This window comes from Streptomyces sp. SM18 (assembly GCF_002910775.2).
Lineage (GTDB): Bacteria > Actinomycetota > Actinomycetes > Streptomycetales > Streptomycetaceae > Streptomyces > Streptomyces halstedii.
This window is the reverse complement of the sequence record NZ_CP029342.1, coordinates 6347984-6373780: the sequence shown is the minus strand read 5'-3', so window position 1 is coordinate 6373780 and position 25797 is coordinate 6347984. Positions and strand designations below refer to the sequence as shown.

Here is a 25797-nt window from a genome sequence, read left to right as displayed (position 1 = left end):
GGGGGGTGTGACAGACCGGCGGCTGCTGTCCCGAGGCCCGGCCCCGTGCCGCCTGGATGTCCGGGGGCCGGACGGGGACGGGGCGGTGGTGAGCCGCGCAGCGCGTGTGGGCGGTCAGGCACGCCCGCGGAACCAGCCGCGTCCTCTCTCCGGCTGGCTGTCGTTGTCTGGTGCCGACGGCGGCGCGGACGGGCGGTGGCCCTGCGCGCGAGCCGCCGCCACCCGCTTCTTCACCGCCCGCGCCTCGGCATGTCGTCCCACACTGTCGTAGAGGTCGGTAAGGGTGTCGAGCATTTCCAGAGTCGCGGGATCGTTGGGCCCCAGGACACGGGAATAGGACTCGGCCACCCTCTCGCCCAAACTCACCGCCTCGTGATCGCGCCCCACCACGCTGTACGAGAGAGCGAGGCTGCAGAGCGTTTCGAGAGTGTCGGGGTCTTCGGGTCCGAGGACGCGAGTACGGGCCTCGGCCACCCGCATCTTCAGGTCCAGCGCCTCCTGCTCACGGTCCAGCGCGTCGTAGGAAAGCGAAAGGGTGTACAGGCTTTCGAGGGTGTCCGGGTCCTCGGGTCCGAGCGCTCGGGCGCGTGCTTCGGCTACTCGCTTCCCCGTGTCAGCTGCCTCCTGCTCCCGTCCTACTTCACCGTAAGCGGAAGCGAGAACGTGGAGCACGTCGAGCGCCTCAGGATCGTCGGGCTCCAAGGTGCGGGCGTGTACCCGGGCCACCCGCTCCCACAGCTCGACCGCTTCCCGCACGCGATCCACCGAGGCGTAGGAGAGAGCGAGGCTGCGCAAGGCTCGCAGGGTGTCGGGATCGTCTGCTCCCAGGACGCGCTCTCGCGCCTCAGCCACCCGCTTCCTGAGATGCAACGCCTCCTGTTCCCGGCCTAGCTGGTCGTAGGAAACGGCAAGGTCGTAGAGCGTTTCCAGAGTTGCCGGGTCCTCGGGCCCCAGCACCCGGGCACGCACCTCGGCCACGCGCTCCCTGAGATCCAGCGCTTCCCGTTCACGGCCCAACCGGTCGTAGGAAAGAGCGAGGCCGTGAAGGCTTTCGAGGGTGTCCGGATCCTCAGGTCCGAGCGCTCGGGCGCGTGCTTCGGCTACTCGCTTCCCCGTGTCAACTGCCTCCTGCTCCCGACCTACTTCACCGTAGACGGAGGCGAGAACATGGAGCACGCCAAGGGCCTCAGGATCGTCGGGCTCCAAGATGCGGGCATGTACCCGGGCCACCCGCTCCCACAGCTCGACCGCTTCCCGCACGCGACCCATCGAGGCGTAGGACAGGGCGAGGACATCGAGCGTTTCCATGGTGCCCGGGTCCTCGGGCCCCAGCACCCGGGCACGCACCTCAGCCACCCGCTGTCCCAGGTCCGACGCTTCTTGATCACGTCCCACCGCACCATAGGAAACGGCAAGCTGGTGAAGCGTCTCAAGGGTGTCCGGATCCTCGGGCCCCAACACGCGAGTACGGACCTCGGCGACCCGCTCCCTGAGGTCCAACGCCTCCTGTTTCCGGCCCAACTGCTCGTAGGTGACGGCCAGGTCATGGAGCGTGTCGAGAGTGCCCGGGTCCTCGGGCCCCAGCACCCGGGCACGCATCTCAGCCACCCGCTGTCCCAGGTCCGACGCTTCTTGATCACGTCCCACCTCACCATAGGAAAGGGCAAGCTGGTGAAGCGTTTCAAGGGTGTCCGGATCCTCGGGCCCCAGCACGCGGGACCGCCCCTCGGCGACCTGCTCGAACAGGGCAAGGGCCTCGTCCCCGTGCCCGTCCTCGGCAAGCTCGACAGCCTTGTCGTGTTGGCGGGTCAGAGAGTCAGCACGTGGATCGTGCGCCGACGGCTGGAGGGAAGGGTCTGGGCCGGTGAGTGAACTGGTCGCGGCTGCCCTCCGGTTGCGGACGAGTCCGAGCTGGTCGGCGTTCTCGGTGCCCCTTTGCTGGGGCAGCGGCAGCCGTTCTGCCGTGAAACGGCCCCACAGGGTCCGGTAGATGTCCTGCATGGTGATCAACGGACCGGTGTGCGGGGCGCCCTCACGCAGGAGAGAGAGGAGCCGCCCGGTGAAGGCGGTGTGTTCTTCGTCGGCCAGCACCAGCGCTGTGCTGTTGGGTGGGGCCGAAGTGAGTGTATAGGTCCCCCGGATGTCCAGCTGCCCGAGAACTTCCTGCTGACCGGCGCTCAAGGTGGCGCCGATGGCACGCCCGCTGAAGCAGCTGTCAAGGATGACCACTCGGCTCTTGGCCCGACTGCCCAGGAAGGTCCCGCGCACCGTGTCGAACCGCAGCGCGCTGTACTCCACGGCGTCCATGGCGGTCTCGTGGAGGGCGAGGTACAACTCGTGGGAGCGACCTACTGGTATGCCGTGACCGACGAAGTAGAACAGCAGCAGGTCCTCGGCCTCGTTCGCCGCCCGGTGCAATATCTGGCCGACCGCCCTGCCGGTCGCCTGAGGCGGAACGGTGACGCAGCACTCCGCGGGAAACCCGCCGACCTCAGGGTCGGTCAGGACGTCCCGCAAGTCCCGCAGATTGGCCGAGATCTGAGGCACGTCAGCCAGTTGCTCATCGTCGTAGGAGGCTGAGCCGAGAAGGACGATACGTGAGCGCGCCGGATCGATACCCCGTCCTGTCACTGGGATCCTTCCGCCTGCCCCAGTGCGATCCGCAGAAGACGTTCGGCATCGCCCGCGCACTGCGCGTCCACCTCGACTTCCTGTCCTTGCGGCCCTTTCATCTTGATGCGGACCGAACGGCGCCGGGGCTGCGACAGATACGCGCTCAAGGATGCGGCCAGCGCGCTGGCCAGGCCACCGCCTCCGAGCGCCGCGATCAGGACGTCGGGCAGCCCGCCGAGTTCGCCCTCGGACGGGATCGCCGGAGCGGGCTTGACCCGCCCTCGAAGCTCCGGTTCCTGGCTCAGCCAGTCCCCCAGATCCTCCAGCTCCTCAACCGGGTCGGCCCCCTCGACCCACAGCTGCAGCTCCATGGCTGTCCTTCCTCCACTCAATCCGACGACCGGCACCGGCAGGATCGGTCAACGTCGCGAAAGGTGCAATCACCGTCCGCTCCGGGCAATCCGGCCGTGAGCGCCACCGAGCGGCATGTGAGAACGCGGCGGAGCGACCGCTCACAGTGGTGCTCCCGGCGGTGCCCGGATCGCGCTCATATCCGCGTCGCTTCCTCAACAGCCGCGATCGCCCCTCCGTGGCCTCCCCTGAGACTGATCCAACTCGTGCGCAGCATAGACCGCTTGGCACGGCCCAGCCTCGGTGGACGTCGAGTCCGTTTCTGGTGGCGACCTCGTACGAGTTGGGGTGGGAGAGCGTCCTGGCTGGACGAGATGCGTGAGTCTCTGACCTCGTGACGGGACGGGAGCGAGCCGCATCAGGCCGGCGCGGGTGCGTCCTCGCACGGGTCGGTTCCGTCGCGCTGAGCCTCGGTGCCTTGCCTGTCGGCGTCCGTGTGCTCGCGCTTCCTGGCCTCCGGCCGCCTGCTCCCCGGATGTCGTCAGGAGCGGTGTCGTCTCGGCGTATCAGCGCTGAGAACCGTGTCAGGCCGGGGCGGCCGACCAGGCGGTGCCCTGCCGGCAGTAGGTGCCGTACAGCTTCTGTACGTCCATCAGGGGCTGGGGCGGAACCCTTGCCGTAGGCAAGGCGTTCGAGAGGGCGGAAGTACTCGAAGCGCTCCACGCCGGGGGTGATGAGGACACGTAGGGCCTCCTGGCCCCGGCTGTTGACAAAACAGACGGAACGGCCGGCCGGCATGGCTCACAGGGCGAACAGGAGACCCGAGCACACCAGGACGAGTACGGCCGTGGCGAAGTGGACCCCGAAGGCGACCGCCTTCGTGCCGCCGTTGCGAAGGACGATCACGGTGTCGCCAAGAGGCGTCAGTGCGACGACGAGCATGAACCATGCCTCAGCCTCGTCGGCCGCGAAGACCAGGAGCGCGAAGCCGATCAGCCCGGAGACGAGATCACGCAGTCCTTTGATGGTCAGGTAGGCCGACGCGCTCGCTTCTCTGGCCGGCACCCCGTACCCGGCCGCGGCGGCCTGCGGCTGGAGGAAGAACCTCAGGCCGACGATCACGATGAGCAGGTTGAGCACCACGGCCAAGCCGTGGGCAAGCCAAGTGAGCATCATTCCCCCGTGGTTGTGTCCCTGACGTGTGGTGCTTCACGCCGGGCGGCTTTCAGGATGCGGTGGGGCGAACGCGTGAACAATCGCCACTTCCGCATGCTTGGATAATCGTGGAGTTATCACAGAGGGTCGGCGGGGGACGCGAGTGGAGCTGCGGGACATAGAGATCTTCCTGGCGCTGGCCGAGGAGTTGCATTTCGGCCGCACCGCGCAACGCCTCCATGTGTCACAGGCGCGCGTGAGCCAGTCCATCGCCAAGCAGGAGCGACAGATCGGCGCCCGCCTGTTCGTCCGCAACAGCCGTCGCGTCGAACTGACTCCGATCGGAGTCCAGTTACGGGCAGACCTCAGCGCCGGCTACCAGCGGATACGTGACGGCATCCGGGATGCGGCCGCCGCGGGCCGCGGCGCCAGGGTCACACTCACCCTCGGCATCTACGGCCCCCAGGCGCACGACCAGGCCGACCTCCTGGACCTGTTCCGCAACCGCCACCCCGACATCGAACTGCACATCAGGGAGATGAACTTCACCGACCCCTTCGGCCCGCTACGCGACGGCACCGTCGAGATCGCATCGGCCTGGCTGCCCGTCCGGGAACCCGATCTCACTGTCGGTCCCGTGATCGACGCCGAACCACTGCTGCTCATGGTGGCCGTCGATCACCCACTGGCACTGAAGGGCGAAGTGGGCATGGAGGATCTCGCGGACTGGGTCCTGCCCTACTGCGGACCGCCCACGCCCGAATACTGGCTCCAGACCCTCGTCCCCACCCACACACCCGGCGGACGGCCCATACGCCGCGGACCGAAAGTCACCACCTTCCAGGAAGTCGCCGCAGCAGTCGCCGCGGGCGACGCGGTCAGCCTCGTCCACGGCGACGCGGCCCGCTACTACCGTTGGCCCGGCCTGCGTTACCTGCACCCTCACGACGCTCCGACCGGGGAATGGGCCCTGATCTGGCCTGCCGCCCAAGAGACGGACACTGTCCGCGCCCTGGCGCGGGCGGCTAGGGACACCGGTCCACGGACCGGTTGACGGTCCCGGGTGAGAGCCCTCAACAAGGCCGTACGAGATGAGGTCGTCGGCTACCGGCCGATCGCAAAGGCCGTTGGCGAAACCCGCTGCTGGAGAACCGGGTGCAGATGACGTCTGTGACGCGAAGGGCAGGTCCAGTTCGTCGACGCCGCGTCCCGGCCGCCCCGCCTTCTTGACCTGCGACGGATGCCCTGCCTCGACGCCAGTACGCAGCCTGCGGGCAGGGCCGCTGATGGCCGACATGGGGGACGTCTGGTATCAGCGCATTGATAACTCCGCGCTTATCGGATCATGCGCAATCACTCATTGTCCGATCTCTGAGCCCACGGCATTCTGAGATCACTGCTGACGAAGGGACGCGTTCTGGGAGGGGCGTATCCGCCGGCCGGCCCGTACGGCAGTGCCACAGTCTGGGACACCCTTCCGGCGAACTTCCTTGTCCACACGTACTGGCGCTGCATCAACAAGTACAACAACATCTGGTACGCGATCACGGACAACCTCGACACCGGCGGCAGTCACGGGGCGGAGTTCATCTACAGCGGCTACGTGAAATCCTGAGACCGGTCCCTCTCGCCGACCGGCCGGCAGCATCGAGAACGGCTCGGGCGCCTGGTACCACATTCCGACCCGTGCGAACCACCTTGCCGAGTGCTGTGGCTGAGCACCGGCGAGAAGGGCGAGCGGTTCCACCACGTCCTCAGCTTCCAGTAACCGGAGAGCCTTCGTCCTTGCCTGCCTCAGCAGCCGACCCAGTGGTGCTGGTCGGGGGTCGAGGAACATCCGGAACGAAAACCGGCGCCAAGCCCTGAGCACCGCTGGTAAACGGCTGACGGTCCGTCGGCTCCGGCTGGGCCGTGAAACAGGGGCGCCGGTAGAGAACCTACGGTCACGAGCCCGTCGCAAAAGGCGCCTCGCCGGCAGCATCACCCAGACCGCCGTAAGAAGTGTCGCGACAAACCTCAGCCAAGGGGGGCCATGCTGCTTCTCTGGCCGCTGTCCACCCATAGAGCTCGTAATGCGACCACACGATCGCGTTACGAGCTCTATGGACTTTCTCACAATACGACACGTAGCGGGATTGCAGTGATGCAGGCCACTTCCCAAGGCGGGGATTTCCCCTACTCTCGGCATTTAAGTCCGTTCGTAATCCAATTATTAAGGCCTGCATGCCATGTCGTATACGCGCTCTATGCCGCATATGAAGGGCGCATCAAGGCGCGGGAGCCGTGCCGGCGCCTGCGCCGGTGTGCTTCTGGCCTCGGTGGCGACCCTCTTCGCCCTGGGCGGACTACATGCGGTCGCCGCGCCGTCGCCGTCGGAGCAGACCCATGCCGCGGCCGGCGTGGACGCCGCGCCACAAGGCCCGGGCAAGACGCGCGTCACAGCGGCGGTGCTCAATCTCGACGGCAAGAGCCTAGAGCCGCTGCTGGACGGCGAGGACGCCTCGTACGACACCGCCAGCATCGTCAAGGTCGACATTCTCGCAACACTGCTGCTGCAGGCTCAGGACGCGGGCAGGCACCTCACCGCCCAGGAACGCGCACTGGCCGAACCGATGATCCGAAACAGCGACAACGCGGCGACGAATGACCTGTGGCGTGAGATCGGCGGGGCGCCAGGCATGGAGGCGGCCAACAAGCGCATGGGCCTGACCGCGACCGAGGGCGGTCCCGGCGCGAAGTGGGGGCTGACGCAGACAACGGCAAGTGACCAGATCAGGCTCTTGCTCTCCGTGTTCGACGGCGCCGCGACATCGAAGACGGACTCTCCGCTGGACAAGGACTCCCGGGCGTACATCCGGTCCTTGATGACCCATGTCGCGAGCGACCAGGCGTGGGGGGTCTCAGCGGCTTCCGGCTCGGATCACGCGCTGAAGAACGGCTGGCTGCAGCGCACGGCCTCCGGGCTCTGGGATGTCAACAGCGTCGGCCAGGTCACCGTGGACGGACACCACTACCTCGTGGCCGTGCTGTCGGACGGCAGCCCGTCGATGGACGACGGCATCTCCGTGGTGGAGCGGGCGGCCAGACAAGCCGTGGCCGCGACCACTCGGAACTGACGGGTCGGCCCTCCCTCATTCCAGCGCCCTGACGCCGCTGCTCGGCGTGGGCGGCTGGAGGGGCTGCGGGTGTCGCGTCCGTCGCGGATCACATGCTGCTTGCCGCCCGTCTTCCGCCGGTCCACCGGCGACGGACCGGTGTCGGCGCCCCCCTTTCGCGCGGATGCGAGAACCGTCCACGTACGCCCTCGACCAGTCGAGGGCGCCGGCCGCGTTCAGCTTCGCGAGCAGGGTCCGGTGCGGCCGGTCAAGAACCCCTGCCTTCTGCCACCGGTCCAGGCGGTGCCACGGTACGTGCGGCGGGACGCCCGCGCGTCGTACGGGTGCCAGGCGACGTGAGGGCGCGCAAGTCGGGGTCATGGAGGGCGCGTTCGCTCATCGCGCCGGCTGTTGTCCCGCCGCGAGCTACTCCAATCAGGTGACTTGCGGGGTCGCGACTTGAGGCATATGCCGACATCCTGCGTTACTGGGCAAATCCAACCACTGGGCAGCCCATTCCGTTCGGGGAGCGTGGCGACGGTGCGATGTGTCGCCCTTCACACGTGGGGAGGGCATGGGTCCGCCGGGACCGCGATGGGCACCCCGAAGGGGGTTGGACGGCCAGTCTGTGCCGCTCGCGGCGCAGACTGGTCTCTTTCGCGCCCGCAGACGAAGGCCGATGGTGCACGCCGGTGGTACACGGTTTCACCGATGCGCCCTCCGCTTTTGAGATCATGATACGGGCATATTGTCAAACCCCCTTGGGTGTGGCGTACTTGAGGCAGCGAACCGGTGGGCCGCCCATCCCAAGACCGGGGATCACGGAAATAAGGGCGGCGCCTGCCGGTTCTTCTCTGTGCCGCTTCGAGGAACTCCCTCGGCACGGCGGCCGGGTTCAGTCGTCTCCTCGTCCGTGCGCGTTCTCCGGCGACGGTCGGCCCTGAATCTCCCGGTTCCGCTCTGCCCTCTGTCTGTTCTGTCAGCGAGGAGTCCCTCCATGCCCATCTCTCCGAACCAGGGTTCCACCGGCGGTGGCACCCTGGTGACCATCACAGGTACGAACCTGTCCGGCACGACCGCTGTCACCTTCGGCACCAAGCCGGCCAGCGGCATCACCAACGTCTCACCGACCCAGGTCACGGCGGTGTCCCCCTCGGGCGCCGGCACCGTCGGGGTCACCGTGACCACGCCGGGCGGTACCAGCAACCCCGTTCCGTTCTTCTACGTCGGGGCCCCGTTCAAGTCTTCACTGGGTCCGGTCTCCGGTCCACTGGCGGGTGGCAACACGGTCACCGTCAACGGTGTCGGGCTGGCGACGGCCACCGGTGTGTCCTTCGGGGCCAACACCGCCACGCCGACGGTCGTCTCCGACACCCAGCTCACCGTCGTCGTGCCGGCGGGCGCCGCGGCCGGCCCCGTCGGGGTGAGTGTGACGACCGCGGGCGGGACGAACAACGGTCTGTCGTACACGTACGTGGACGTCCCCACCGTGACCACCGTCGCGCCGGCCTCCGGGCCGACGTCGGGCGGTACCGGTGTGACCATCACCGGCACCAACCTCGACACCACCGAATCCGTCACCTTCGACGGCACCCCGGCGCCGTTCTCCGTGGTGAACGCCACCACGGTCTCGGCGGTGACCCCGCCCGGTTCCGCCGGTACGGTCGACGTGGTGGTGACCAACGCGGCCGGTTCCGCCACGGCCGCCGATGCCTACACCTACGTCGCCGGTCCGGGTATCTGACCCGTACCCCCGCTGCCGCCCGGTTCGCGCCGGGCGGCGGCCCTGCCTCGACCACCTCGCTTCCGGTGACCGTCTCCGCCCTGCCCGCCGTCCGGCCCGGTGCGCCGTGCCGGGCGGAGGGCCCTCGGCCGTCGGCGCGTCGGACGTGGTGACTCCCCGGCCCGGACCGGCGTCCCGTCGGTCCGGGCCACGCCCAGGTCCCATTGGAGCTTCCTCATGCCTCCCACGCTCAGTACCGTCAATCCGACCCAGGGGCCCACCACCGGGGGCACCGTCGTCACCCTCACCGGCACGGGGATGACGGGAGCCACCGCCGTACGGTTCGGCAGTACCAACGCCACCTCGTTCACCGTCAATTCGGCCACCCAGATCACGGCGGTGAGCCCTCCCCGCGCCGCGGGTGCGGCGGCGGTGACGGTCATCCACCCGACGGGTAACAGCAACTCGGTGACGTTCACCTACGTCCTGGCGGAGGTACCGCAGGTCACGGGGGTGACGCCCGCCAACGGCCCGACGGCGGGCGGCACCGCCGTGGTCCTCACGGGGACCGGGTTCACCGGGGCCACGGCGGTCACCTTCGCGGGGGTCCCGGCCACGTCGTTCCTGGTGAACTCGGCCACCCAGATCAGCGCCGTCACACCCGCCGGAACCGCCGGGGCCGCCGTGGTGACCGTCACGACACCGGGAGGCACCAGCGCCCCGGACGCCTTCTTCTTCTACGCCGCCCCGCCCGTTCTCCGCGGCGGCAGCCCCGCCGTGGGTCCGACGGCCGGCGGCACCCTGGTCACACTGGACGGAAGCGACCTGCTCAACGCGAGCGCCGTCCGCTTCGGCGCCGTCAACGCCGCCTCCTTCACCGGGGTGTCGGCCACGCGGATCACGGCCTCCGCTCCCCCGGGGACGGGCAGCGCACCGATCACGGTGACCACCCCGGGGGGTACGAGCAACCCCGTCGCCTTCAGCTATGTCGCCCCGCCCACGCTGTCGGCACTCGTACCGGGCAGCGGCCCCACGTCCGCGGGCACCGTCCTCACCCTCACCGGCGCGAACCTCGCCACCGCGTCGGCCGTCACCTTCGGGGGTACGGCCGCCTCGTTCACCGTGGTGTCGGATACGCAGATCACCGCGGTGGCCCCCGCGGGCGCCCCGGGTCCGGTCACGGTGTCCGTCACCACCGCGGGCGGAACCAGCCCCGGCGCGACCTACACCCGGACCGCCGCCCCCGCAATCTGATGTACCCGTCGAACGGGCGCAGACAGTTGATCCAACCAGGCTACTCGTGGGCGCCGCGTCCCAGGAGGCCAGAAGCGACCGCCCTAGCGTGAGGCCCACGGCACCCGCATCCAGCGGACCGAAGACCGAAACAAGGAACCGAATCCGTGCGCATCACACCACGCAAAGCGAGACTGCTCGTCGCCACGAGCCTGGCCGCCGTCCTGGGGCTCGCCTCCCCCGCCTGGGCGGTACCGTCGAGCACCACGGTGACGGCCAGCCCTCAGTCGGCCGAAGTGAACACCGCCGTGCAGCTGGCGGCCACGGTCGACTGTCCCGCCGATCCCACCGGCGGCCTCGGCGTCACGTTCTTCGACGGTGGTGACCTGCTCGACACCGTGCCCGTGGACGCCAACGGCCAGGCCGGCTACACGGCCACCTTCACCACCACCGGTGCCCACACCATCACCGCCGCCTACAACGGCAACGCCGACTGCGACGCCTCCAACAACACCACGACCGTCCAGGTCACCGCCGCGCCGACGCCCCCCACCCCGACGCCCGGTATGTGCTTCCTCGCCTGCGGCGGGTTGATCGGCTTCTCCATGGGCGACGTCACGAACAACATCAACTCCCACAACTACACGTTCAACTCCCTGGGCCAGCGGCATCAGCGCTAGCGCCGGCCTTCCGTGACGGTCCGCCGACCCGGTCGGTGGGCCGTTTCGCGTTCCGCGGCCGTGGCGGGCGGGCCGGGCAGTTGACGAACCGGCCCCGCTCCCCTGGGACGACGGCGGTACGTCACGTCCACCCCCGCGACACGTACGGTGGGCGGGAGCGGGGCCGCCACGGGTCCGTACGCCCGTCGGCGGGGAAGGAGGAGCGGTGCGCCGAGCACGCACGACCGACCGGTCGACGAGTTCCGTCCTTCTGGTGTTGGTCGCCCTTCTCTTCGCCCAGTTGTGCGTCCAGGGCCACACCGGCCTGAAACAGGGCCACACCGGGCTGAAACAGGGGCACACCGGCCTGCGAGAGCAGTCCGGTCCGGCGGCCCCTCGTGGTCCGGTGGCCGGCGTCGCGCTGTCCGCGTCAGTCGGAGGCGAGGCGCGCCCCGGATTCGGCGCGCCCCCGCCCGCTGCCGGTGAGACGGCGTCGGACGACACCGAGAACGCGTACGACACGCACGGCTCCTGTCCGCGACGCCAGGCGCCGGAGCGATCGAGCGCCCCGCATCTCGTGGCGCCCGCCTCGGCGGAACCGCCTCCCCCGGGCGAAGCCCCGGTCCCGCGGACCGCACGGTGCTGGTCCGCGCACGGCGAGGGTCCGCCCGCCAAGGCACCGCCCCCGCACGTCTCCGTCCTGAGGATCTAGACCGGCCCTCGCCGCCCCCACACCTTTCCCCGAGCCCCGCCCGGGGCCCGAGGTGAGGTGGGCGGCTCCGCGCCCTCGTCCGTCCCTCCTCAGCAACGGAGACATCCGCATGGGCCTGTCGCCCGCCTCCCCCGCACCTGTCCCGCCGACCGCCCCGAGCAGCCGCTCCCCACGCACCGCCCTCGGCGCGCTGCGTCTGTGGGAGCCCCGGCAGTGGACGGCCGCGGCCGCCTTCGCCGTGGCCACGGCCGTCGTCGTCGGGGTGCCGACCGCCGTCGTCCCCACCCCGTTCTTCGGCCGGGAGGTCCCCGTCCAGTGGTGGAACTACCCGGCCCTCGCATCGACCGCGCTGCTCTCCGGGCTGGTCCTCGGTACGTATCTGCGTCCTGGTCCGCCGGCGGCCTCCGGCGGGCGGCTCGGCTCTCTGGGCGGCGTGCTGTCCTTCTTCGCGGTGGGGTGTCCGGTCTGCAACAAGATCGTCCTGCTGCTGCTCGGCACGGGCGGCGCGCTCACCTACTGGGCGCCGCTCCAGCCTCTGCTCGCCCTCGCCTCACTGGCGCTGCTCGCCGAGGCGGCACTCCGACGCCTCAACGGGCAGGCCGTCTGCCCCGCGCCCAGCGCCTGACTGACTGCCCTCGCGCCCGGCCCGGTGCCATGGCGCGTCGGGGCGCGTCGCCCGTGCTCCGGCGGTGAGCCGCAGGGCGTGGACGCTGTGGCTCTCCGCTCCGACGGCGCCGAGGTAGTGATGGCCCGTCATGTGGCACCAGGCGGGCAGGTCGAGGGGTGCGGCGGGGTCGGTGGTGACGACATGGACGACGGTGCCCGGCTCCGCGCCGTCGATCTCCTGGCGCAGACGCAGCAGGAGGGTGACGCAGAGCAGGCCGGTGCCGTCGACCGTGAGGTCCGCGGGAGGAGTACGGCCGGTCATCGGCGGTGGGCGGTGGCGGCGATGACGGGCAGGAGGGCCAGGGAGAGGACACCGCCGGTGAGGGCGAGGGCCGGGTAGCTGGTCGCCGCGACCATGATGCCGGAGGCCATGCCGCCGGTGGCGCCGGCGATGGCGATGGAGACGTCCACCGTGCCCTGGGTCTTGGCGCGGGTGGCGAGCGGCACGGTGTCGGTGATGATCGCGGTGCCCGAGACGAGGCCGAAGTTCCAGCCGAGTCCCAGCAGGGCGAGCGCGAGGGCGAGAAGGGCCACGGAGTCGTCGGGTGCGGTGGCGGCGAGCACGCCTGCTGCCAGGAGCGTGATGCCGGAGGCGGCGGCGATCTTCATACGGCCGTAGCGGTCGACGAACCACCCGGTCAGAGGCGAGGGCAGATACATGGCGCCGACATGGACGGCGATGACAAGGCCCGAGGCGGCGGTGCCGTGGCCGTGGTCGTGCATATGGACCGGCGTCATGGTCATGACGGCGACCATGACGAGCTGGGTGAGGACCATGACGAGCGCGCCGAGGACCACGCCCCCGCGCCCTTCGCCCGTGGCCGCGTCACCGGTGGCGGCCGGACCGGCGTGCGCCTCCGTCCTCTCCGCGACGGCGCGGGCCAGGAGGAGTGGGTCGGGTCGCAGCCAGAGGGCCAGGACGAGGGCGGCCAGTGCGTAGGCGATGCCGGAGAGGATGAAGGGTCCGGCGAGGTCGGGGATGCCGAGGTGCTGGGCGAAGGTGCCGGTGGGGGCGGCGAGGTTGGGGCCGGCGACGCCGCCGAGGGTGGTGGCGACCAGGACGGTGGAGACGGCCCGCGCGCGGTGGCCGGGGGCGGCGAGGTCGGCTCCGGCGTAGCGGGCCTGGAGGTTGGTGGCGGTGCCGGCGCCGTAGACGAACAGGGCGGTGAACAGCAGGAGGGGGTTGTCCAGGACGGCGGCGACGATGACCCCGGCCGAGCCGACGGCACCGGTGAGGTAGCCGGCCGCCAGGCCGGGGCGTCGGCCGTGGGCCTGGGAGACGCGGCCGACGACGACGGCGGCGAGCGCGGAGCCGGCGGTGAACAGGGCGCTGGGCAGTCCCGCGAGGCTGGTGGAGCCGAGCATGTCCTGGGCGAGGAGGGCCCCGACGGTGACGCCCGCGGCGAGCCCCGCACCGCTGAACACCTGGGAGGCGACCAGGACGCGCAGAACGCGGCGCTGCGCCTGGTCGGGGTCGGGTATGTGGTCCGTGGTGGTGCCGGTGGGTGCGGTGTGGGTCATGGTCTCTTCCGGAGCGGGGCTTCAGGGGCGGGGCGGGGCGTCGCCCCCTGGAGCCCCGCTCGGAGAGGCGTGGGCCGGGGCGGCGCCGGGGCGGTGGGGCAGGTGGCGTCGGCGGCCGGGGCGGCGCCGGGTGGGTGGGGGTGTCGGACGGCGACCGGTCCGCCGTCCTCCTCAAGGGTTCGCAGGACTGCTCGTGCCGCTGTCTGCCCGCCGGCCAGGACCCGCGCCGATCACGATGACGTCCTGGGTGCCCCGCTGTGTCATACGGGCCCCGGCGAGGGTGTGGCCGGTCCTGACGGGCGCGGCCGCCGCCGCGCCGGGCACGGCCGTGTGGACGACGAGGTGGACGCCGCCGGCCCGGCCGCCGCCGGGTACGGAGAGCCTCCGGACTCGCTCAGGACCACGGTCGCGGTGTTCTCCGGCATGGCGCCCTCCTTTCGGGAACAGACTGGTGCTCATATCCGCTGGTTATGCTGAAACGACAGAGGTCCACCCTAGGCAGCGAATGAACTGCCTGGTAGGGGACATCGGTGAATGGAGCGATAGGCGATGGCTGTGCCCGAGCGGCTGAACGTCGAAGGGCTCCGCTACGCGCGGGCCGTCGCGGAGACCAAGTCGTTCAGCGCCGCCGCCCGCGCCTACGGTGTGACGCAGCCCGCCCTGTCGAACGGCATCGCCAAGCTGGAGGAGCGCCTGGGCGACCGGCTGTTCGACCGCTCCCCGCGTGGTGTGACCCGGACGGCGTTCGGTGCGCGCGTCCTGCCCCTGATCGCACGCGCGCTGGAGGCACTCGACGCCGTCACGGCGGAGGCCAGACGGCTGACCGAGGCCGGTGAGCGGAAGATCCGCATGGGCCTCTCCCCGTTGATCGGCTCCCGGCTCGTCGCCCGCGCCTTCAGCATGGTCCAGAATCTCCCCGCACCGCTCGACCTCGTGCTGCGCGAGGCGAACATGCGGGAGCTGCGTGACTGTCTGACCGCCGGACAGCTCGACATCATCCTGATCCCCGCCGTGAGCGCCATGCCGCGCTTCGAGCGTCGCGTCGTCGACGTGGAGCCGATGGTCGTCGTCAGCCCCGGCACCGCGGAGGCGACCCCCGTCGAACTGGAAGAAGCCGGCAAGGAGTCCTTCATCCTCGTGCCCGACGCCTGCGGCCTGACCACGTTCACCACCCAGCTCTTCTCGGCACACGAGATGCCCCTGCGCACCTACGCGGGCGAAGCCGCCACCTACCAGGTCCTGGAGGACTGGACCAGGCTGGGCCTGGGATCGGCCATGCTGCCGCACTCCAAGCTCACCTCACCCGACGTCCCCCACCGCCCGCTGCTGCACGACGGCCGGCAGGTGCGGATCTCCTTCGAGGCGGTCTGGAGTCCTGACTCCCCGCTCGCCGCGGACCTGCTCCGCCTCGCCGACGGACTCGCGGCGGCAGTCCCCCGCTAGCCATACACAAGGGTTATCGCCAGATTCAACGGACTCCTCTACCGGAGCCCTCCCGGCGCGCCTAACGTGGCAGGCACGTTGCGGAATCCGCCGCACCGCATCACCTCTGCCCGCCGAGTGAGGCATAACCATGGCGTATCTCGAAATCACCCTGCGCATAGCCCCGGAGAACCGCGCCGCCGCCGCGGCCGTGTACGGGAAGTACAAGCAGCCCTTCCTGGACACCGTCCCCGGTGCCACCGGCAAGGAACTCCTCGTCCGCGACGAGGACGTCCAGGTCCTCCACCGCTTCCGGAACGCGGCCGACGCCGAGGCGTATCTGGCCGGTGACCTCTTCACCCGCGACGTGACGGGAGAGCTGTCCCCGCTGCTGGAGGCGGCCCCCGAGACGCGCCTCTACGACACCGTCTGAACCCGGCGGCGCATACGGACGCGGTCCCGGAACGGCTCCACGAGCACGGCGGGGCCCGCGTCCGGCCCCCCGCGCCCGGACCCGCCCCTCCTGGTCCGGGCAGCATCCCGAAAGCCGGATTCCCTTTCCGGCACACCCGGTTCACCACGGCCCGGTTCACCACGGCCCGGCTCTCCACGGGCCGGTTCACCCTCAAGGAGCACCCCATGAGTGCGGTACGCGTCACGCCCTGGCAGGACGACACCCTTCCCCCGCCCCCGCCCGAACTCCTGGCCGGCATGAAGGCCCGCCGGCCCGACGGCGAGCTGATCGGGATCGATCGCGTTCTGCTGAGGAGCGTCCCCCTCGCCACCGGCTGGAACGCGCTGCTGGGCCGGGTCCGCGCCGAGTTCGGCCTCGCCCTGGAACACCGCGAACTGATCATGCTGCGCGTCGCCGTACTGAACCGCGCCGACTTCGAGTGGGGGGTGCACCACCCGGCCTACCTGGCGGCGGGCGGCACGGAAGAGAAGTGCGAAGCCCTCAAGGAGAACGACGTGGACAGCGGTGTCTTCGACGAGGAGGAACGCGCCCTTCTCGCTCTGACGGACCAGTCCACGAAGCAGGTGGAGGTGGACGCCCTGCTCATCGAAGAGATGAAACGCCTGTTCGGTGAGGTCCGGACGGTGGAAGCGGTCGCCACGGTCGCGGCGTACAACATGGTGTCGCGCTTCCTGGTGGCGCTGGCCGTCTGACGAGGCGGCCAGGGGGCTGTGGCACGGCGGCCGCTCGCCCCTCCCCCGTCAGGCCCGGCCACCGGGCCCGCCGGAAACCGTTTGCCGGACACGGCCGGCCGCTGCTACTTTCCCGGTGGCCGTGCGAGAGACCGAGGAGGTGGTACCCGTGAACGCAGTATCGACATGGGTGCTCCCCTCCGGGGTCACGGTCGGGCGGTAGGCAGGTCGTCCGGGAGCGCCGTTCCAGTGCACTCCCGAAAGGCACGACCATGCGTTTCACTTCCGAGCGGCGTCTCGACGACAGCGTCCTCGAACGCGAATTCACCCTCGGTGAGATACCCGGCATCCTCTGGACCCCCGCGTCCGCGTCCGCCCCGGCGCCGCTGATCCTGCTCGGCCACCCTCCGCTCGGGCTGCGCAGGATGTACCCCCGGCTGGTGGCGCGGGCCCGGCACTCCGTGGCGCGGGGCTTCGCCGCGGCCACCATCGAGCTGCCCGGCAGCGGCGACCGGCCTCGGTGGCCCGACGTCGAGCGGGCCCGCGCCGGGCTGCGCCGGGCGATGGAGGCGGGCGAGCCGGTCGGCGACGAGATCGTCGACGCCCTCGTCCTCCCCTTGGTCGACACAGCGGTCCCCGAATGGCAGTCCGCCCTGGACGCCCTCCTCGCGCTGCCCGGGATCGGCGGCCCGGTCGGGTACTCGGGGGGGACTGATCTCCATCGGCATCCGGCTGGCGGTGGCCGAGCCCCGTGTCTCGGCCGCCGTCCTGTTCGCCGGGAGTCTCGTGCCTCGCGCCCTGGTCGAGGAGGCCCGGCAGGTCACCGTTCCCCTGCACGTCCTGTTGCAGTGGGACGACGAGGGGAACGACCGGCAGGCGTCCCTGGACCTGTTCGACGCGTTCGGCTCCGAGGAGAAGTCCCTGCACGCCCATCTCGGCGGGCACACCGGTGTCCCGGAGTCCGCGGGTGAGGCCGCGGCCGAGTTCTTCACCCGCCATCTGACGTGAGGCCGGTCGTCGGCCGTCGGCGGGCATCAGCCGCCGACGGCCGGCGCCCCGCGCCTCGCTGAACGCCGTTCAGTGGCCCGGGTGGTCCCCGGCCCACACGGTGGGGATGCGGCCCGACCACGGGTCGGCCTGTTCGAGTTGTCCGGCGAGGCGGAAGAGGCGGCCTTCAAGCCCGTATCCGGCGGCGAACTGCATGCCGATGGGCAGCCCCGTCTCTGTGTCGGCCGTCACCGGCACGGACATGGCGGGCGTGCCCGCCACGTTGAACGCGACGGTGAACGGCGAAAGGTCGAAGAGGCGGCGAAGCCAGCCGAGGCCGTCCAGTTCCTCCACGCCCTCCGCGTGGGTGCCCAAGGGGAGCGGGAGCTCCGGCAGGGTCGGGGTGAGCAGGACGTCGTACGCGTCGAAGGAGCGGGCCAGGCTCCGGGCGACCCGGTTACGGATCCCGAGAGCGGTGACGAACTGGGCGCCGCTGACTCGCCGTCCGTAGTGGTAGGAGGCGAGGGTGGGCGGTTCGAGGGTCGAGGAGTCCACGGGACGGCCGAAGGCGGCGGCGAGTTCGTCGACCGAGGCCGTGAGATTCGCCGTCCACTGCCGGGCGCCGGCCAGGACGAACTCCTCCCAGTCGGCCCCGAGATCGACCGTGGCCTCCTCCACCCGGTGGCCGAGGGATTCGAGGAGCCGCGCGGTGCGGGAGAGCGCGTCGGCCACCGGCGCGGTGGTACGGCGTCCGCCCCAGGCCTGGGTGAGGACACCGATCCGCAGCGTGCCCGGGTGGCGGAGGACTTCCTCCGCGTACGGCCGGGGCGGCTGCTCGGCGAAGTAGGGATCGCCCGGCTCCGGGCCTCGCATCCGGTCGAGCAGCACCGCGCTGTCGCGTACGGTGCGGCTCACACCACCCTGCACGGCCAGGCCGTTGAAGACCTCGTCGGCGTCGGGGCCCGCGGAGACCCGGCCACGGGTGGGCTTCAGCCCGAAGAGGCCGTTGCAGGCGGCGGGGACGCGGATCGAACCGGCGGCGTCGGTGGCGTGTGCGACCGGGACCACGCCGGCGGCGACGGCCGCGCCCGCGCCCCCGCTGGATCCGCCCGCACCGCGCGTCAGGTCCCACGGGTTGCGGGTCGCGCCGTACAACACCGGTTCCGTCGTGTTGCTGTAGGCCATCTCCGGTGTCGCGGTACGCCCGAACGTCACGAGGCCGGCACGGCGGAAGCGCCGCATCAGGAAGGAGTCGGCTCCGGCGACGTTGCCGGCCGCGAGACGGCTGCCCAGCTCCATGCGCCTCCCGGCCATGGAGACCCCGATGTCCTTGATCAGGAAGGGGACACCGGCCAGCGGTGTGCTGCCGGGGACAGGCGCCTCGTCGGCCGGCCATGTCTCCACGACGGCGTTGATCCGTGGGTTGACCGCCCGCACGGCCTCGCGCGCGACCGCCTCCAGCTCGGCGGGGGTCACCTCGCCCTTGGCCACCAGCTCCGCGAGCCCGACTCCGTCGAAGCTCACGTACTCGGAAATCCTCACTGCCACTCCCAGCGGAAGAAGAACGGTACCGGTGGGTACCTTGTGATACCCATCGGTATCACATGGGACGGGCTGGTACCGTAGCAGTCAGCGAACGATTCCCGATGGACCCGACGTCATGGAGCGGTGATGGCAGCGAGCGCCGGAAGGCCGAGCAGGGTGGCGACCTTGCCGCCTCGTGAACGCATCCTCGACGCGGCGGAAGAGCTCTTCCGGAGCGAGGGGATCCGGCGGGTCGGCGTCCAGACGATCGCCGAGCGGGCCGGGACCACCAAAATGGCGATCTACCGGCACTTCGGAACCAAGGACGCGCTGGTCGCGGAGTGGCTGCGGATCCTCGCCGCCGAGTACCAGGCGGCCTTCGACCGGGTCGAGGCCGAACACCCCGGCAGGCCCAGGGAGCAGATCCTCGGCCTGGCCCGTTTCATCGCCGAGGGCTTGCCGGCGATCTCACACCGGGGCTGCCCGTTCATCAACTCCATCGCCGAGCTGCCCGACAGCTCCCATCCCGCGCGGCGGGTGATCGAGGAGCACAAGGCCCAGCAGACCCGCAGGCTGGTCGGCATGTGCACCGAGGCCGCGCTGCCCGACCCCGGACAGACCGCGGCCGCGATCACCTTCGTGCTGGAAGGCGCGCAGGTCAGCACGCACAACGGAAGCATCGACCAGGTGGGGGACCGTCTGATGAGGATCGTCGAGGGGATCCTGGACCAGTGCCCCGCACCCCTCGGGGCGTCCCGGACGGCCACCGGCTGAGCGCCCCCGCACCCGGTCGGGCCAGGCTCAGCCGAGGCCGCGATGGGCGGCCCACAACGCCCCGGCCCGGGTGGCGGCCCCGGCGATCAGGGCCGCCAGTCCGGGTTCGTCGGGGACCGGGAACGACACGTACGCGCCCCGGCCGCCGGCGACCGGCCGGCCGTAGGCCTTCGCGGCGAGCCGGCCGTCCGGGAGGAGCCGGACGTTGAGCGTGGACAGCGTGAACGTCTCACCGCGCCGGGTGTCCGTCCAGCGCAACTCCTGAGGAATCGTCACATTGATGGCGAGCGCGCTCACTTCCAGGTCACCACTCATGAACCGATGGTCTCACGAGTGGTGCGACCGTCCCCCTGGCGCGGTCCGGGCCGGCCGGTACGCCGGGGTCACCGGGTGTCGGACCGGTCCTCGGCGAATCGGAGGTACGGGGCCACACTGCGCAGCTTCTCGCAGGTCTCCTCGGTCTCCCGCTCGGGGCTGGACTGCGCGGTGACCCCGGCGCCCGCACGCAGCCACGCCTCGTCCCCCGCGCCGATGAGGGTGCGCAGCACGAGGGCGGCGTCCAGGGCTCCGCCGGTGCTCCCCCGGAACACCGCGCCGCCGTACAGGCCCCGGCGCCCCGGCTCGTGGCGGGCCAGGGCCCGGAGGGCGTCGCGTTTGGAGACGCCGGTGGCGGTGATCGCGGGGAAGAGCGAGGCGAACGCGTCCCACGGTCCGGCCCCGGGCCGCAGCCGGCCCGTCACCCGCGAGGCCAGGTGCTGCACCGAGCCGCGCGCACGCACCGCCATGAACTCCTCGACCGCCAGGGAGCCGGGGCGGCACACGGCCTCCATCTCCTCCCAGGCCAGACGTACGGACACCGCGTGCTCGTGTATCTCCTTGGGGTCCGCGAGCAGTTCCGCGCGCCTGCGCTCGTTCTCCACCGGGTCGGCCCCCCGTGCGCGGGTGCCCGCGAGCGGCTGGGTGCTCACGCGTCCGTCCTCGCCGGCCTCCAGGACGGTCTCGGGGCTGAATCCGGCCGCCCGGTACCCGCCGAGGTCCATCAGGTAGGAGCGCGCGGGGGTGTTGGCCCGGCGGCCCGCGAGGTAGGTCTCGGAGAAGTCCACGCGGGGCTCGGCGGGCAGGGGGACCTTCCGGGACACCACGGCCTTCTCCAGGAGCCCCGCCCGGATGTCCGCGACCGCGCGGGACACCGTCCGTCCGTAGGCGGCGGCCCCCGTGGCGATGACCTCCTCGGTCCGGTCGGGCGGCAGTTCCCCGGGGGCGCCGCGCCGCGCCGGTGGCTCCGCGAGCAGGTCGGCGGCCTTGCGCGCCCAGGCCTCGTCCACCGCGCGGACCAGGGTCCGGTCGCCGGCGAGGGTCACCTCGACGGACGGGACCAGGACGTGCAGCAGGGTGTCGTCACCGGTCGCCTCGGCGTCGGCGTGGAGGAGGTGGGCGAGCTCGAAGGCCGCCCAGCCGTAGAAGTGGCGTCCTGTGCCGCCGGTGTCACGCAGGGCGGACAGGGCGGCGGCGAACGCCGTCAGGGGGTGCCCGCCGGTGTCCGCCGTCCAGGTCCGTCCGGCGGCTCGCGCGGTGATGCCGGTGGCGTGCGCGGTGACGCTCACGGCGGAGCCGGCCGCGAAGTGCCAGACGCCGCCCTCCGTCTCGTAGACCATGTACTGGTCGGCGAGGCGCGCCCCCGCGAGCCGGGTGGCGGTGGCCACGGGGTCGTGACAGGGCTCCAGGGTGCGCGCGCAGGCGAGCGGGGGGACGGAGCTCGCCCATGCCTCCCAGGTGGGCCGGGAATCGGTGCTCATCGTGTGGTGCCTTCTCTCTTCTTCACATGGATCCGGTGGACCCGGTACGCCGCTGGTGCCGGGTGACGGGTCATGACCGGGCCGCCTCCAGCCGCCAGCCGTGGGCCCGTGCCCGCCGCTCCCAGAACGACGCGTACGTGCCGCCGGCCGTGACCAGGTCGTCGTGGGTGCCGCGTTCGGTGATCTCCCCGTCCTCCAGGACGAGGATCTGGTCGGCGCTCACGATCGTGCTCAGCCGGTGGGCGATGACCAGGAGGGTCGTGCGGTCGGCCAGGGTGCGCACGGTCTCCGCGAACAGCGCCTCGTTCTCCTGGTCGAGCGCGGCGGTGGCCTCGTCGAGGACGAGGACCGGGGCGTCCTTGAGCAGGGCGCGGGCGATGGACACGCGCTGGCGCTGCCCGCCGGAGAGCCGTGCGCCGCCCTCCCCCACCTTCGTGCCCCACCCGTCGGGCAGTTCCTCGATCACCCGGTCCAGCCCGGACAGGGCTGCGGCCTCCGCCAGTTCGCCGGCTCCGGCGTCCGGTGCGGCGATCCGGACGTTCTCCTCGATCGTGCCGTCGAAGAGGTAGACGTCCTGGAAGACGAGGGAGACCTGGGCGGCCAGCTCGTCGGCGGTGATCTCGCGGACGTCCACCCCGCCGATACGGACGGTGCCCTCGGTGGTGTCCCGGAAGCGGGCGAGCAGCCCGGCGACCGTGCTCTTGCCCGCGCCGGAAGGCCCGACCAGGGCCGTCATGCTGCGCTCGGGCAGGCGGAAGGACACGTCGTTCAGGACCGGGCGTCCGGCCGCCCCGTCCGCCGTCGCGCTGTCGTAGGTGAAGCCCACCCCGGTGAACTCCACGCTCGCGTCCCGGGGCGTCCTGGGCTCGGCCGGCTGGGGGAAGGGCGGTTCGTCGAGGACCGCGCCGAGCCGTTCCAGGGTGTTGCGGGCGATGCGCATGCCCGCGCCGGCCTCGGCGGCCGACGACACGCCGTCGATGAGCCGGACGAGCAGCACCAGGAGCGCCAGCAGGGTGGGCACGGTCAGCGAGCCGTCGAGGTACCAGGAGACTCCGAGCGCGAGCAGCAGGGCGAAGACGAGCCGGGTGGCGAAGGAGAAGGAGACCAGACCGGGCAGGCCCCGCGCGATGAGCCGCCGGTCCGCGCGTGCCTCGGCCACGAGGGCGTCGTCGAGCGCCCCGTAGCCCTCGGCGGTCCGGCCGAACGCCCGCAGGACGGGCTGGTTGCGCGCGTACTCCAGGACCCGTTCGGCGGACTCGCCGATCGCGGCGTCACGGCCCCGGTCGAGCCGGCTCATCACCGCGCCGCTCGCCCGTTGGACGGCGAACAGCACGGGGGCGCAGAGCAGGAGCACCAGGGCCGTGCGGACGTCGAAGAGGAACGTGGCGGCCACCAGCGTCGCCGGGGTCAGGAAGGAGCTGATGAACGGGCGCAGCAGATGGGCCGGTGTGCTCATCACCTGGATGACGTCCGCTCCGGCCAGCCGGCTGAACTCGGCGGTGCGGCCGGCGGTGAACCAGCCGAGGGGCAGCCGCGAGGCCTGGTCGGCCATACGGCGGTGCAGCACCCGTGAGAGCTGGGAGCCGACCGTGAACCCGCCGCTGAGCGCGGCGCCCTGGAGCACGGCGTGGGCGAGCGAGCAGACGGCGAAAGCCGTCAGCCAGGGCCACACGTCGTCCGGATCCGTGCCGAGCAGGGTCCGCAGGACGGGCACCAGGAGGGCGAAGGCGAGGCCCTGGAGGACGGCCGCCCCCGCCTGGAGGGCGATCAGCCGGTTCAGCGGGCGGGAGCCCTCCGGCCCCAGGACGCGGTAGAGCTGACGGATCATCGTGTGCTTCCCTCTCGGATGTCGTCTGCCGCGTGGCCCGCGGTCCCGGGGACGGCGTCCGCCGGGTCCGGCCGCGCGGACCGCTGGGCCTCCCACAGACGGGCGTAACGGCCCTGGGCGGCGAGCAGTTCGTCGTGACGCCCCTGTTCGGTGACGTGTCCGTCCTCCAGCACGACGATCCGGTCGGCCGAGCGGATCGTGGACAGCCGGTGGGCGATGACGAGCAGGGTGCGGCCGGCCGCGAGCGCGGACAGCCCGTCCTGGATCAGCGCCTCGGAGTGCGGATCGGCGTACGCGGTCGCCTCGTCGAGGACGAGTACGGGGGCGTCGGCGAGCAACGCCCGTGCGATGGAGAGGCGTTGGGCCTCTCCGCCGGACAGGGTGACGGCCCCGCCGAGTTCGGTGGCGTATCCGTCGGGCAGGGCCATGACGCGGTCGTGGATCCGGGCGGCGCGCGCGCACCGCTCGACCTCTTCGTGGGTGGCGTCGGGGCGGCCCAGCCGGATGTTGTCGGTGACGCTCGCGCGCAGCAGCCGTACGTCCTGGAGGACGAAGCCGACCCGGCGGTACAGCTCGGTCGCGGGGATGTCCCGGAGGTCCGCGCCGCCGAGGGTCACCGAGCCCTTGGTGACGTCGTGGAAGCGGGGCAGGAGCGACGCCAGGGTGGACTTGCCCGAACCGGAGGGGCCGACCAGCGCGGTGACCGTGCCGGGCGTGAGGTCGAGGTCGACGCCGCGCAGGACGTCGGTCCGCCCGTCGTAGGAGAACGACACCCCGCGCATCGACACATGGTGGCCGTCGGGCAGGGCGGGGGTGGTGGACTCGGGCACGGTGGGGGTGTCCAGCAGCGCGGTGACGCGTACGGCGGCGGCCTGGCCGGCCCGGATCTGCTGGACGCGGGGGCCGACCGCGCCCATGGGGGCGGCGACGGCGGGGCCGAGCAGCAGGAAGGGGACGAGCTCCGCCCCGGTCATGTGGTCGTGGGTGACGAGGACCGCGCCCACCACGGTCAGGAGCAGCAGGACGACGGCGGGGGCGACCACCAGGACGGCGGCGGTGGAGCTGACCAGGGTGGCCCGGACCCAGCCGGAGAAGAAGTCGGCGAACCCCTCGGTGGCGCCGACGAAGCGCTCGTGGGCCTTGCGTCCGCGCCCGAAGCTCTTGAAGACGGCGATGCCGGCGGCGAACTCCACGGCGGCGGAGGAGATCCGCCCCAGCGCGGCACCGAACTCGGCCATCTGCGCCGCCGCGCCCGACATGGCCCTGCGGAACAGGAGCACGCCGGCCGCCAGGGGCAGGACGGCGACCAGGGCCAGGCGCCAGTCGACGGTGAGCAGGTAGCCCAGGGCAAGCACCGGGGCGGTGAGCAGGGCGACCAGGTCGAGCAGTGTGTGGGCGAACAGGGTGTGCAGCGCGCTCACGTCGTCCCGCACCGCCTGCTTGACCTCGCCGGTGCCCCGGTCGGTGAGCCGGCCGAGCGGCAGCCGCCCGATGTGCCGGGCGAGCCGGCGGCGCAGGGCGAGCTGGAGGTCGTTGTCGGCGACATGGGCGAGGGCACCGGCCGCCGTGCCGCACGCCAGGGCGAGCAGGCCCGCCGCGCAGGCTGCCGTGACCAGCGGCCAGAGGGCGTCGCCGTCGGCGGGGGATCCTCCGGTGAGACGGTCGGCGATCTGTGAGACGGCGATGAAGGGGACCACTCCGGCGAGGGCCGCGACGGCCTGGAGGCCCACGGCGAGGGCCAGTCGGCCCCGGACGGGCGCGGCCAGCGCGCGGAGCGGTGGCGGGGGTGCCTGGGTGCCCGCGCCAGGGGCGGCGGGGTCCGGGCCGGGCCCGGAGGGATTGGACGTCACGTGACGAGTACTCCGATTTCGGGGATGGGCCTGCCGCCCGCCTCGGTGATGCGGCGGCTGGTCATGCCGGCCTCCCGGGCCAGCTGGGCTGCGTCGAAGGTGTGCCAGTCGTAGCTGTCGGAGACCTCACGCACGGTGCGGCCGTCGCGCAGGACCTTCCAGGTGGTGGTGAAGCGCATGGCGTCGCCCTCGGTGGGGGTGCCGCCGATCCACCACTCGTAGGTCTGGCGTCCGACGGTCTCCCTGAGGGACATCACCGGTGGGATGACGCGGGGTGAGGAGACCCCCATCAGCTCCACGACGATCGGTGCCCCGTCCGGCAGGCGGGCCGCGAGCCGCTTCCACAGCGCCACGCGTTCGGGGGCGGTGAGATGACCGGCCACACCGAAGACGACCACGGCGGAGAGCCGTTCGGGCAGGACGAGGTCCTGGGCGGCGCCGTCGGTCACGGTCACGCGGCGCCGCAGGTCCGGGTCGCGGGCGACCCTGGAGGTGAGCATGGCGCGCATGGTGGCCGACGGTTCGGCCGCGAGGATCTCCGCGTCGGGCAGGGCGGCCGCGATGACCTCCGTCACGCGTCCGGTGCCCGCGCCGATCTCCAGGACCGGGCCGTGCGACACGTCCAGGCCCGTGAGGACGCCGGTCAGCGGGGGGCCGCTGCTGGCGGTGTGCCGGGTGGCGACCAGCTCGTAGAACTCGGCGGAGGTCGAGTAGTAGTCGATCACGACGGTCTCCAGGTGGG

23 protein-coding genes and 1 pseudogene are annotated in these 25797 nt (G+C 71.5%); 12 read left to right on the top strand and 12 right to left on the bottom strand.

Going from position 1 to position 25797, the window contains the following annotated elements:
* Positions 1 to 114: 114 nt before the first annotated feature.
* The 3 genes from B9S64_RS28325 to B9S64_RS28315 all read right to left on the bottom strand — a co-directional run bounded on the left by B9S64_RS28325 (position 115) and on the right by B9S64_RS28315 (position 4137).
* On the bottom strand, positions 115 to 2631 hold the full coding sequence (locus B9S64_RS28325; protein ID WP_103490227.1) for a tetratricopeptide repeat protein: 2517 nt from the start codon (positions 2629 to 2631) through the stop codon (positions 115 to 117).
* Complete coding sequence (locus B9S64_RS28320) at positions 2628 to 2984, bottom strand: hypothetical protein (protein WP_103490228.1); 357 nt, start codon at positions 2982 to 2984, stop codon at positions 2628 to 2630. Before B9S64_RS28320 ends, B9S64_RS28325 begins: the two co-directional genes overlap by 4 nt.
* A gap of 781 nt (positions 2985 to 3765) precedes the next feature.
* Positions 3766 to 4137 (bottom strand): DUF4267 domain-containing protein, encoded by a 372-nt coding sequence (locus B9S64_RS28315; RefSeq protein WP_103490243.1) that lies wholly within the window; start codon positions 4135 to 4137, stop codon positions 3766 to 3768.
* Positions 4138 to 4282: 145 nt separating this feature from the next.
* Here B9S64_RS28315 and B9S64_RS28310 point away from each other — a divergent pair, with 145 nt between their 5' ends.
* The 7 genes from B9S64_RS28310 to B9S64_RS28275 all read left to right on the top strand — a co-directional run bounded on the left by B9S64_RS28310 (position 4283) and on the right by B9S64_RS28275 (position 12166).
* Complete coding sequence (locus tag B9S64_RS28310) at positions 4283 to 5173, top strand: LysR family transcriptional regulator (protein ID WP_103490229.1); 891 nt, start codon at positions 4283 to 4285, stop codon at positions 5171 to 5173.
* A 1192-nt stretch (positions 5174 to 6365) separates the two neighbouring features.
* Positions 6366 to 7235, top strand: coding sequence for a serine hydrolase (locus tag B9S64_RS28300; RefSeq protein ID WP_375153034.1), 870 nt, complete (start codon positions 6366 to 6368; stop codon positions 7233 to 7235).
* A gap of 976 nt (positions 7236 to 8211) precedes the next feature.
* Positions 8212 to 8958, top strand: a complete 747-nt coding sequence (locus tag B9S64_RS28295; protein ID WP_103490232.1) for an IPT/TIG domain-containing protein — start codon at positions 8212 to 8214, stop codon at positions 8956 to 8958.
* Positions 8959 to 9174: 216 nt separating this feature from the next.
* Complete coding sequence (locus tag B9S64_RS28290) at positions 9175 to 10191, top strand: IPT/TIG domain-containing protein (RefSeq protein WP_103490233.1); 1017 nt, start codon at positions 9175 to 9177, stop codon at positions 10189 to 10191.
* Positions 10192 to 10337: 146 nt separating this feature from the next.
* The gene (locus B9S64_RS28285) at positions 10338 to 10850 is read left to right on the top strand and encodes an Ig-like domain-containing protein (protein WP_103490234.1); all 513 of its coding nucleotides are present in this window, start codon (positions 10338 to 10340) and stop codon (positions 10848 to 10850) included.
* A gap of 205 nt (positions 10851 to 11055) precedes the next feature.
* Positions 11056 to 11541, top strand: a complete 486-nt coding sequence (locus B9S64_RS28280; RefSeq protein ID WP_103490235.1) for a hypothetical protein — start codon at positions 11056 to 11058, stop codon at positions 11539 to 11541.
* Positions 11542 to 11650: 109 nt separating this feature from the next.
* Positions 11651 to 12166, top strand: coding sequence for a hypothetical protein (locus tag B9S64_RS28275; RefSeq protein ID WP_181012213.1), 516 nt, complete (start codon positions 11651 to 11653; stop codon positions 12164 to 12166).
* On the opposite strand, the gene B9S64_RS28270 is transcribed toward B9S64_RS28275, so the two are convergent.
* From B9S64_RS28270 to B9S64_RS34235, 3 genes are all read right to left on the bottom strand, one after another.
* Positions 12092 to 12469 carry a sulfurtransferase TusA family protein gene (locus B9S64_RS28270; protein WP_103490236.1) on the bottom strand — a complete coding sequence of 126 codons (378 nt, stop codon included), beginning with the start codon at positions 12467 to 12469 and terminating at the stop codon, positions 12092 to 12094. The genes B9S64_RS28275 and B9S64_RS28270 overlap by 75 nt on opposite strands.
* The gene (locus B9S64_RS28265; protein WP_103505287.1) at positions 12466 to 13728 is read right to left on the bottom strand and encodes an MFS transporter; all 1263 of its coding nucleotides are present in this window, start codon (positions 13726 to 13728) and stop codon (positions 12466 to 12468) included. Before B9S64_RS28265 ends, B9S64_RS28270 begins: the two co-directional genes overlap by 4 nt.
* Before the next feature lie 171 nt (positions 13729 to 13899).
* Entirely contained in the window at positions 13900 to 14187 is a 288-nt protein-coding gene (locus B9S64_RS34235) for a hypothetical protein (protein ID WP_146225115.1), read from the bottom strand.
* 90 nt (positions 14188 to 14277) lie between these two features.
* Here B9S64_RS34235 and B9S64_RS28260 point away from each other — a divergent pair, with 90 nt between their 5' ends.
* The 4 genes and pseudogenes from B9S64_RS28260 to B9S64_RS28240 all read left to right on the top strand — a co-directional run bounded on the left by B9S64_RS28260 (position 14278) and on the right by B9S64_RS28240 (position 17304).
* The gene (locus B9S64_RS28260) at positions 14278 to 15171 is read left to right on the top strand and encodes a LysR family transcriptional regulator (RefSeq protein ID WP_203631596.1); all 894 of its coding nucleotides are present in this window, start codon (positions 14278 to 14280) and stop codon (positions 15169 to 15171) included.
* A 130-nt stretch (positions 15172 to 15301) separates the two neighbouring features.
* Positions 15302 to 15583, top strand: coding sequence for a hypothetical protein (locus tag B9S64_RS28255; RefSeq protein WP_103493102.1), 282 nt, complete (start codon positions 15302 to 15304; stop codon positions 15581 to 15583).
* A 206-nt stretch (positions 15584 to 15789) separates the two neighbouring features.
* Entirely contained in the window at positions 15790 to 16317 is a 528-nt protein-coding gene (locus tag B9S64_RS28250; protein WP_103493103.1) for a carboxymuconolactone decarboxylase family protein, read from the top strand.
* A gap of 251 nt (positions 16318 to 16568) precedes the next feature.
* A pseudogene (locus tag B9S64_RS28240) lies at positions 16569 to 17304 on the top strand (dienelactone hydrolase family protein).
* A 69-nt stretch (positions 17305 to 17373) separates the two neighbouring features.
* Here the strand turns inward: B9S64_RS28240 and B9S64_RS28235 are convergent.
* A complete protein-coding gene (locus B9S64_RS28235) occupies positions 17374 to 18825 on the bottom strand; it encodes an amidase (RefSeq protein ID WP_103493105.1) in 1452 nt (483 codons plus the stop codon).
* A 129-nt stretch (positions 18826 to 18954) separates the two neighbouring features.
* On the opposite strand from B9S64_RS28235, the gene B9S64_RS28230 reads away from it, so the two are divergent.
* Positions 18955 to 19581 carry a TetR/AcrR family transcriptional regulator gene (locus B9S64_RS28230; protein ID WP_103493106.1) on the top strand — a complete coding sequence of 209 codons (627 nt, stop codon included), beginning with the start codon at positions 18955 to 18957 and terminating at the stop codon, positions 19579 to 19581.
* Between the two features lie 27 nt (positions 19582 to 19608).
* Here B9S64_RS28230 and B9S64_RS28225 read toward each other — a convergent pair whose 3' ends face one another.
* The 5 genes from B9S64_RS28225 to B9S64_RS28205 form a co-directional block, all read right to left on the bottom strand.
* Positions 19609 to 19896 (bottom strand): hypothetical protein, encoded by a 288-nt coding sequence (locus tag B9S64_RS28225; RefSeq protein ID WP_103493107.1) that lies wholly within the window; start codon positions 19894 to 19896, stop codon positions 19609 to 19611.
* A gap of 68 nt (positions 19897 to 19964) precedes the next feature.
* Positions 19965 to 21377, bottom strand: coding sequence for a salicylate synthase (locus tag B9S64_RS28220; protein WP_103493108.1), 1413 nt, complete (start codon positions 21375 to 21377; stop codon positions 19965 to 19967).
* Positions 21378 to 21447: 70 nt separating this feature from the next.
* Complete coding sequence (locus B9S64_RS28215) at positions 21448 to 23205, bottom strand: ABC transporter ATP-binding protein (RefSeq protein ID WP_103493109.1); 1758 nt, start codon at positions 23203 to 23205, stop codon at positions 21448 to 21450.
* Positions 23202 to 25055: an ABC transporter ATP-binding protein gene (locus B9S64_RS28210; RefSeq protein WP_103493110.1), complete on the bottom strand. Its 1854-nt coding sequence runs from the start codon at positions 25053 to 25055 to the stop codon at positions 23202 to 23204. The genes B9S64_RS28215 and B9S64_RS28210 overlap by 4 nt, the downstream gene beginning before the upstream one ends.
* Positions 25052 to 25780: a trans-aconitate 2-methyltransferase gene (locus tag B9S64_RS28205; RefSeq protein WP_103493111.1), complete on the bottom strand. Its 729-nt coding sequence runs from the start codon at positions 25778 to 25780 to the stop codon at positions 25052 to 25054. Before B9S64_RS28205 ends, B9S64_RS28210 begins: the two co-directional genes overlap by 4 nt.
* Positions 25781 to 25797: the final 17 nt, after the last annotated feature.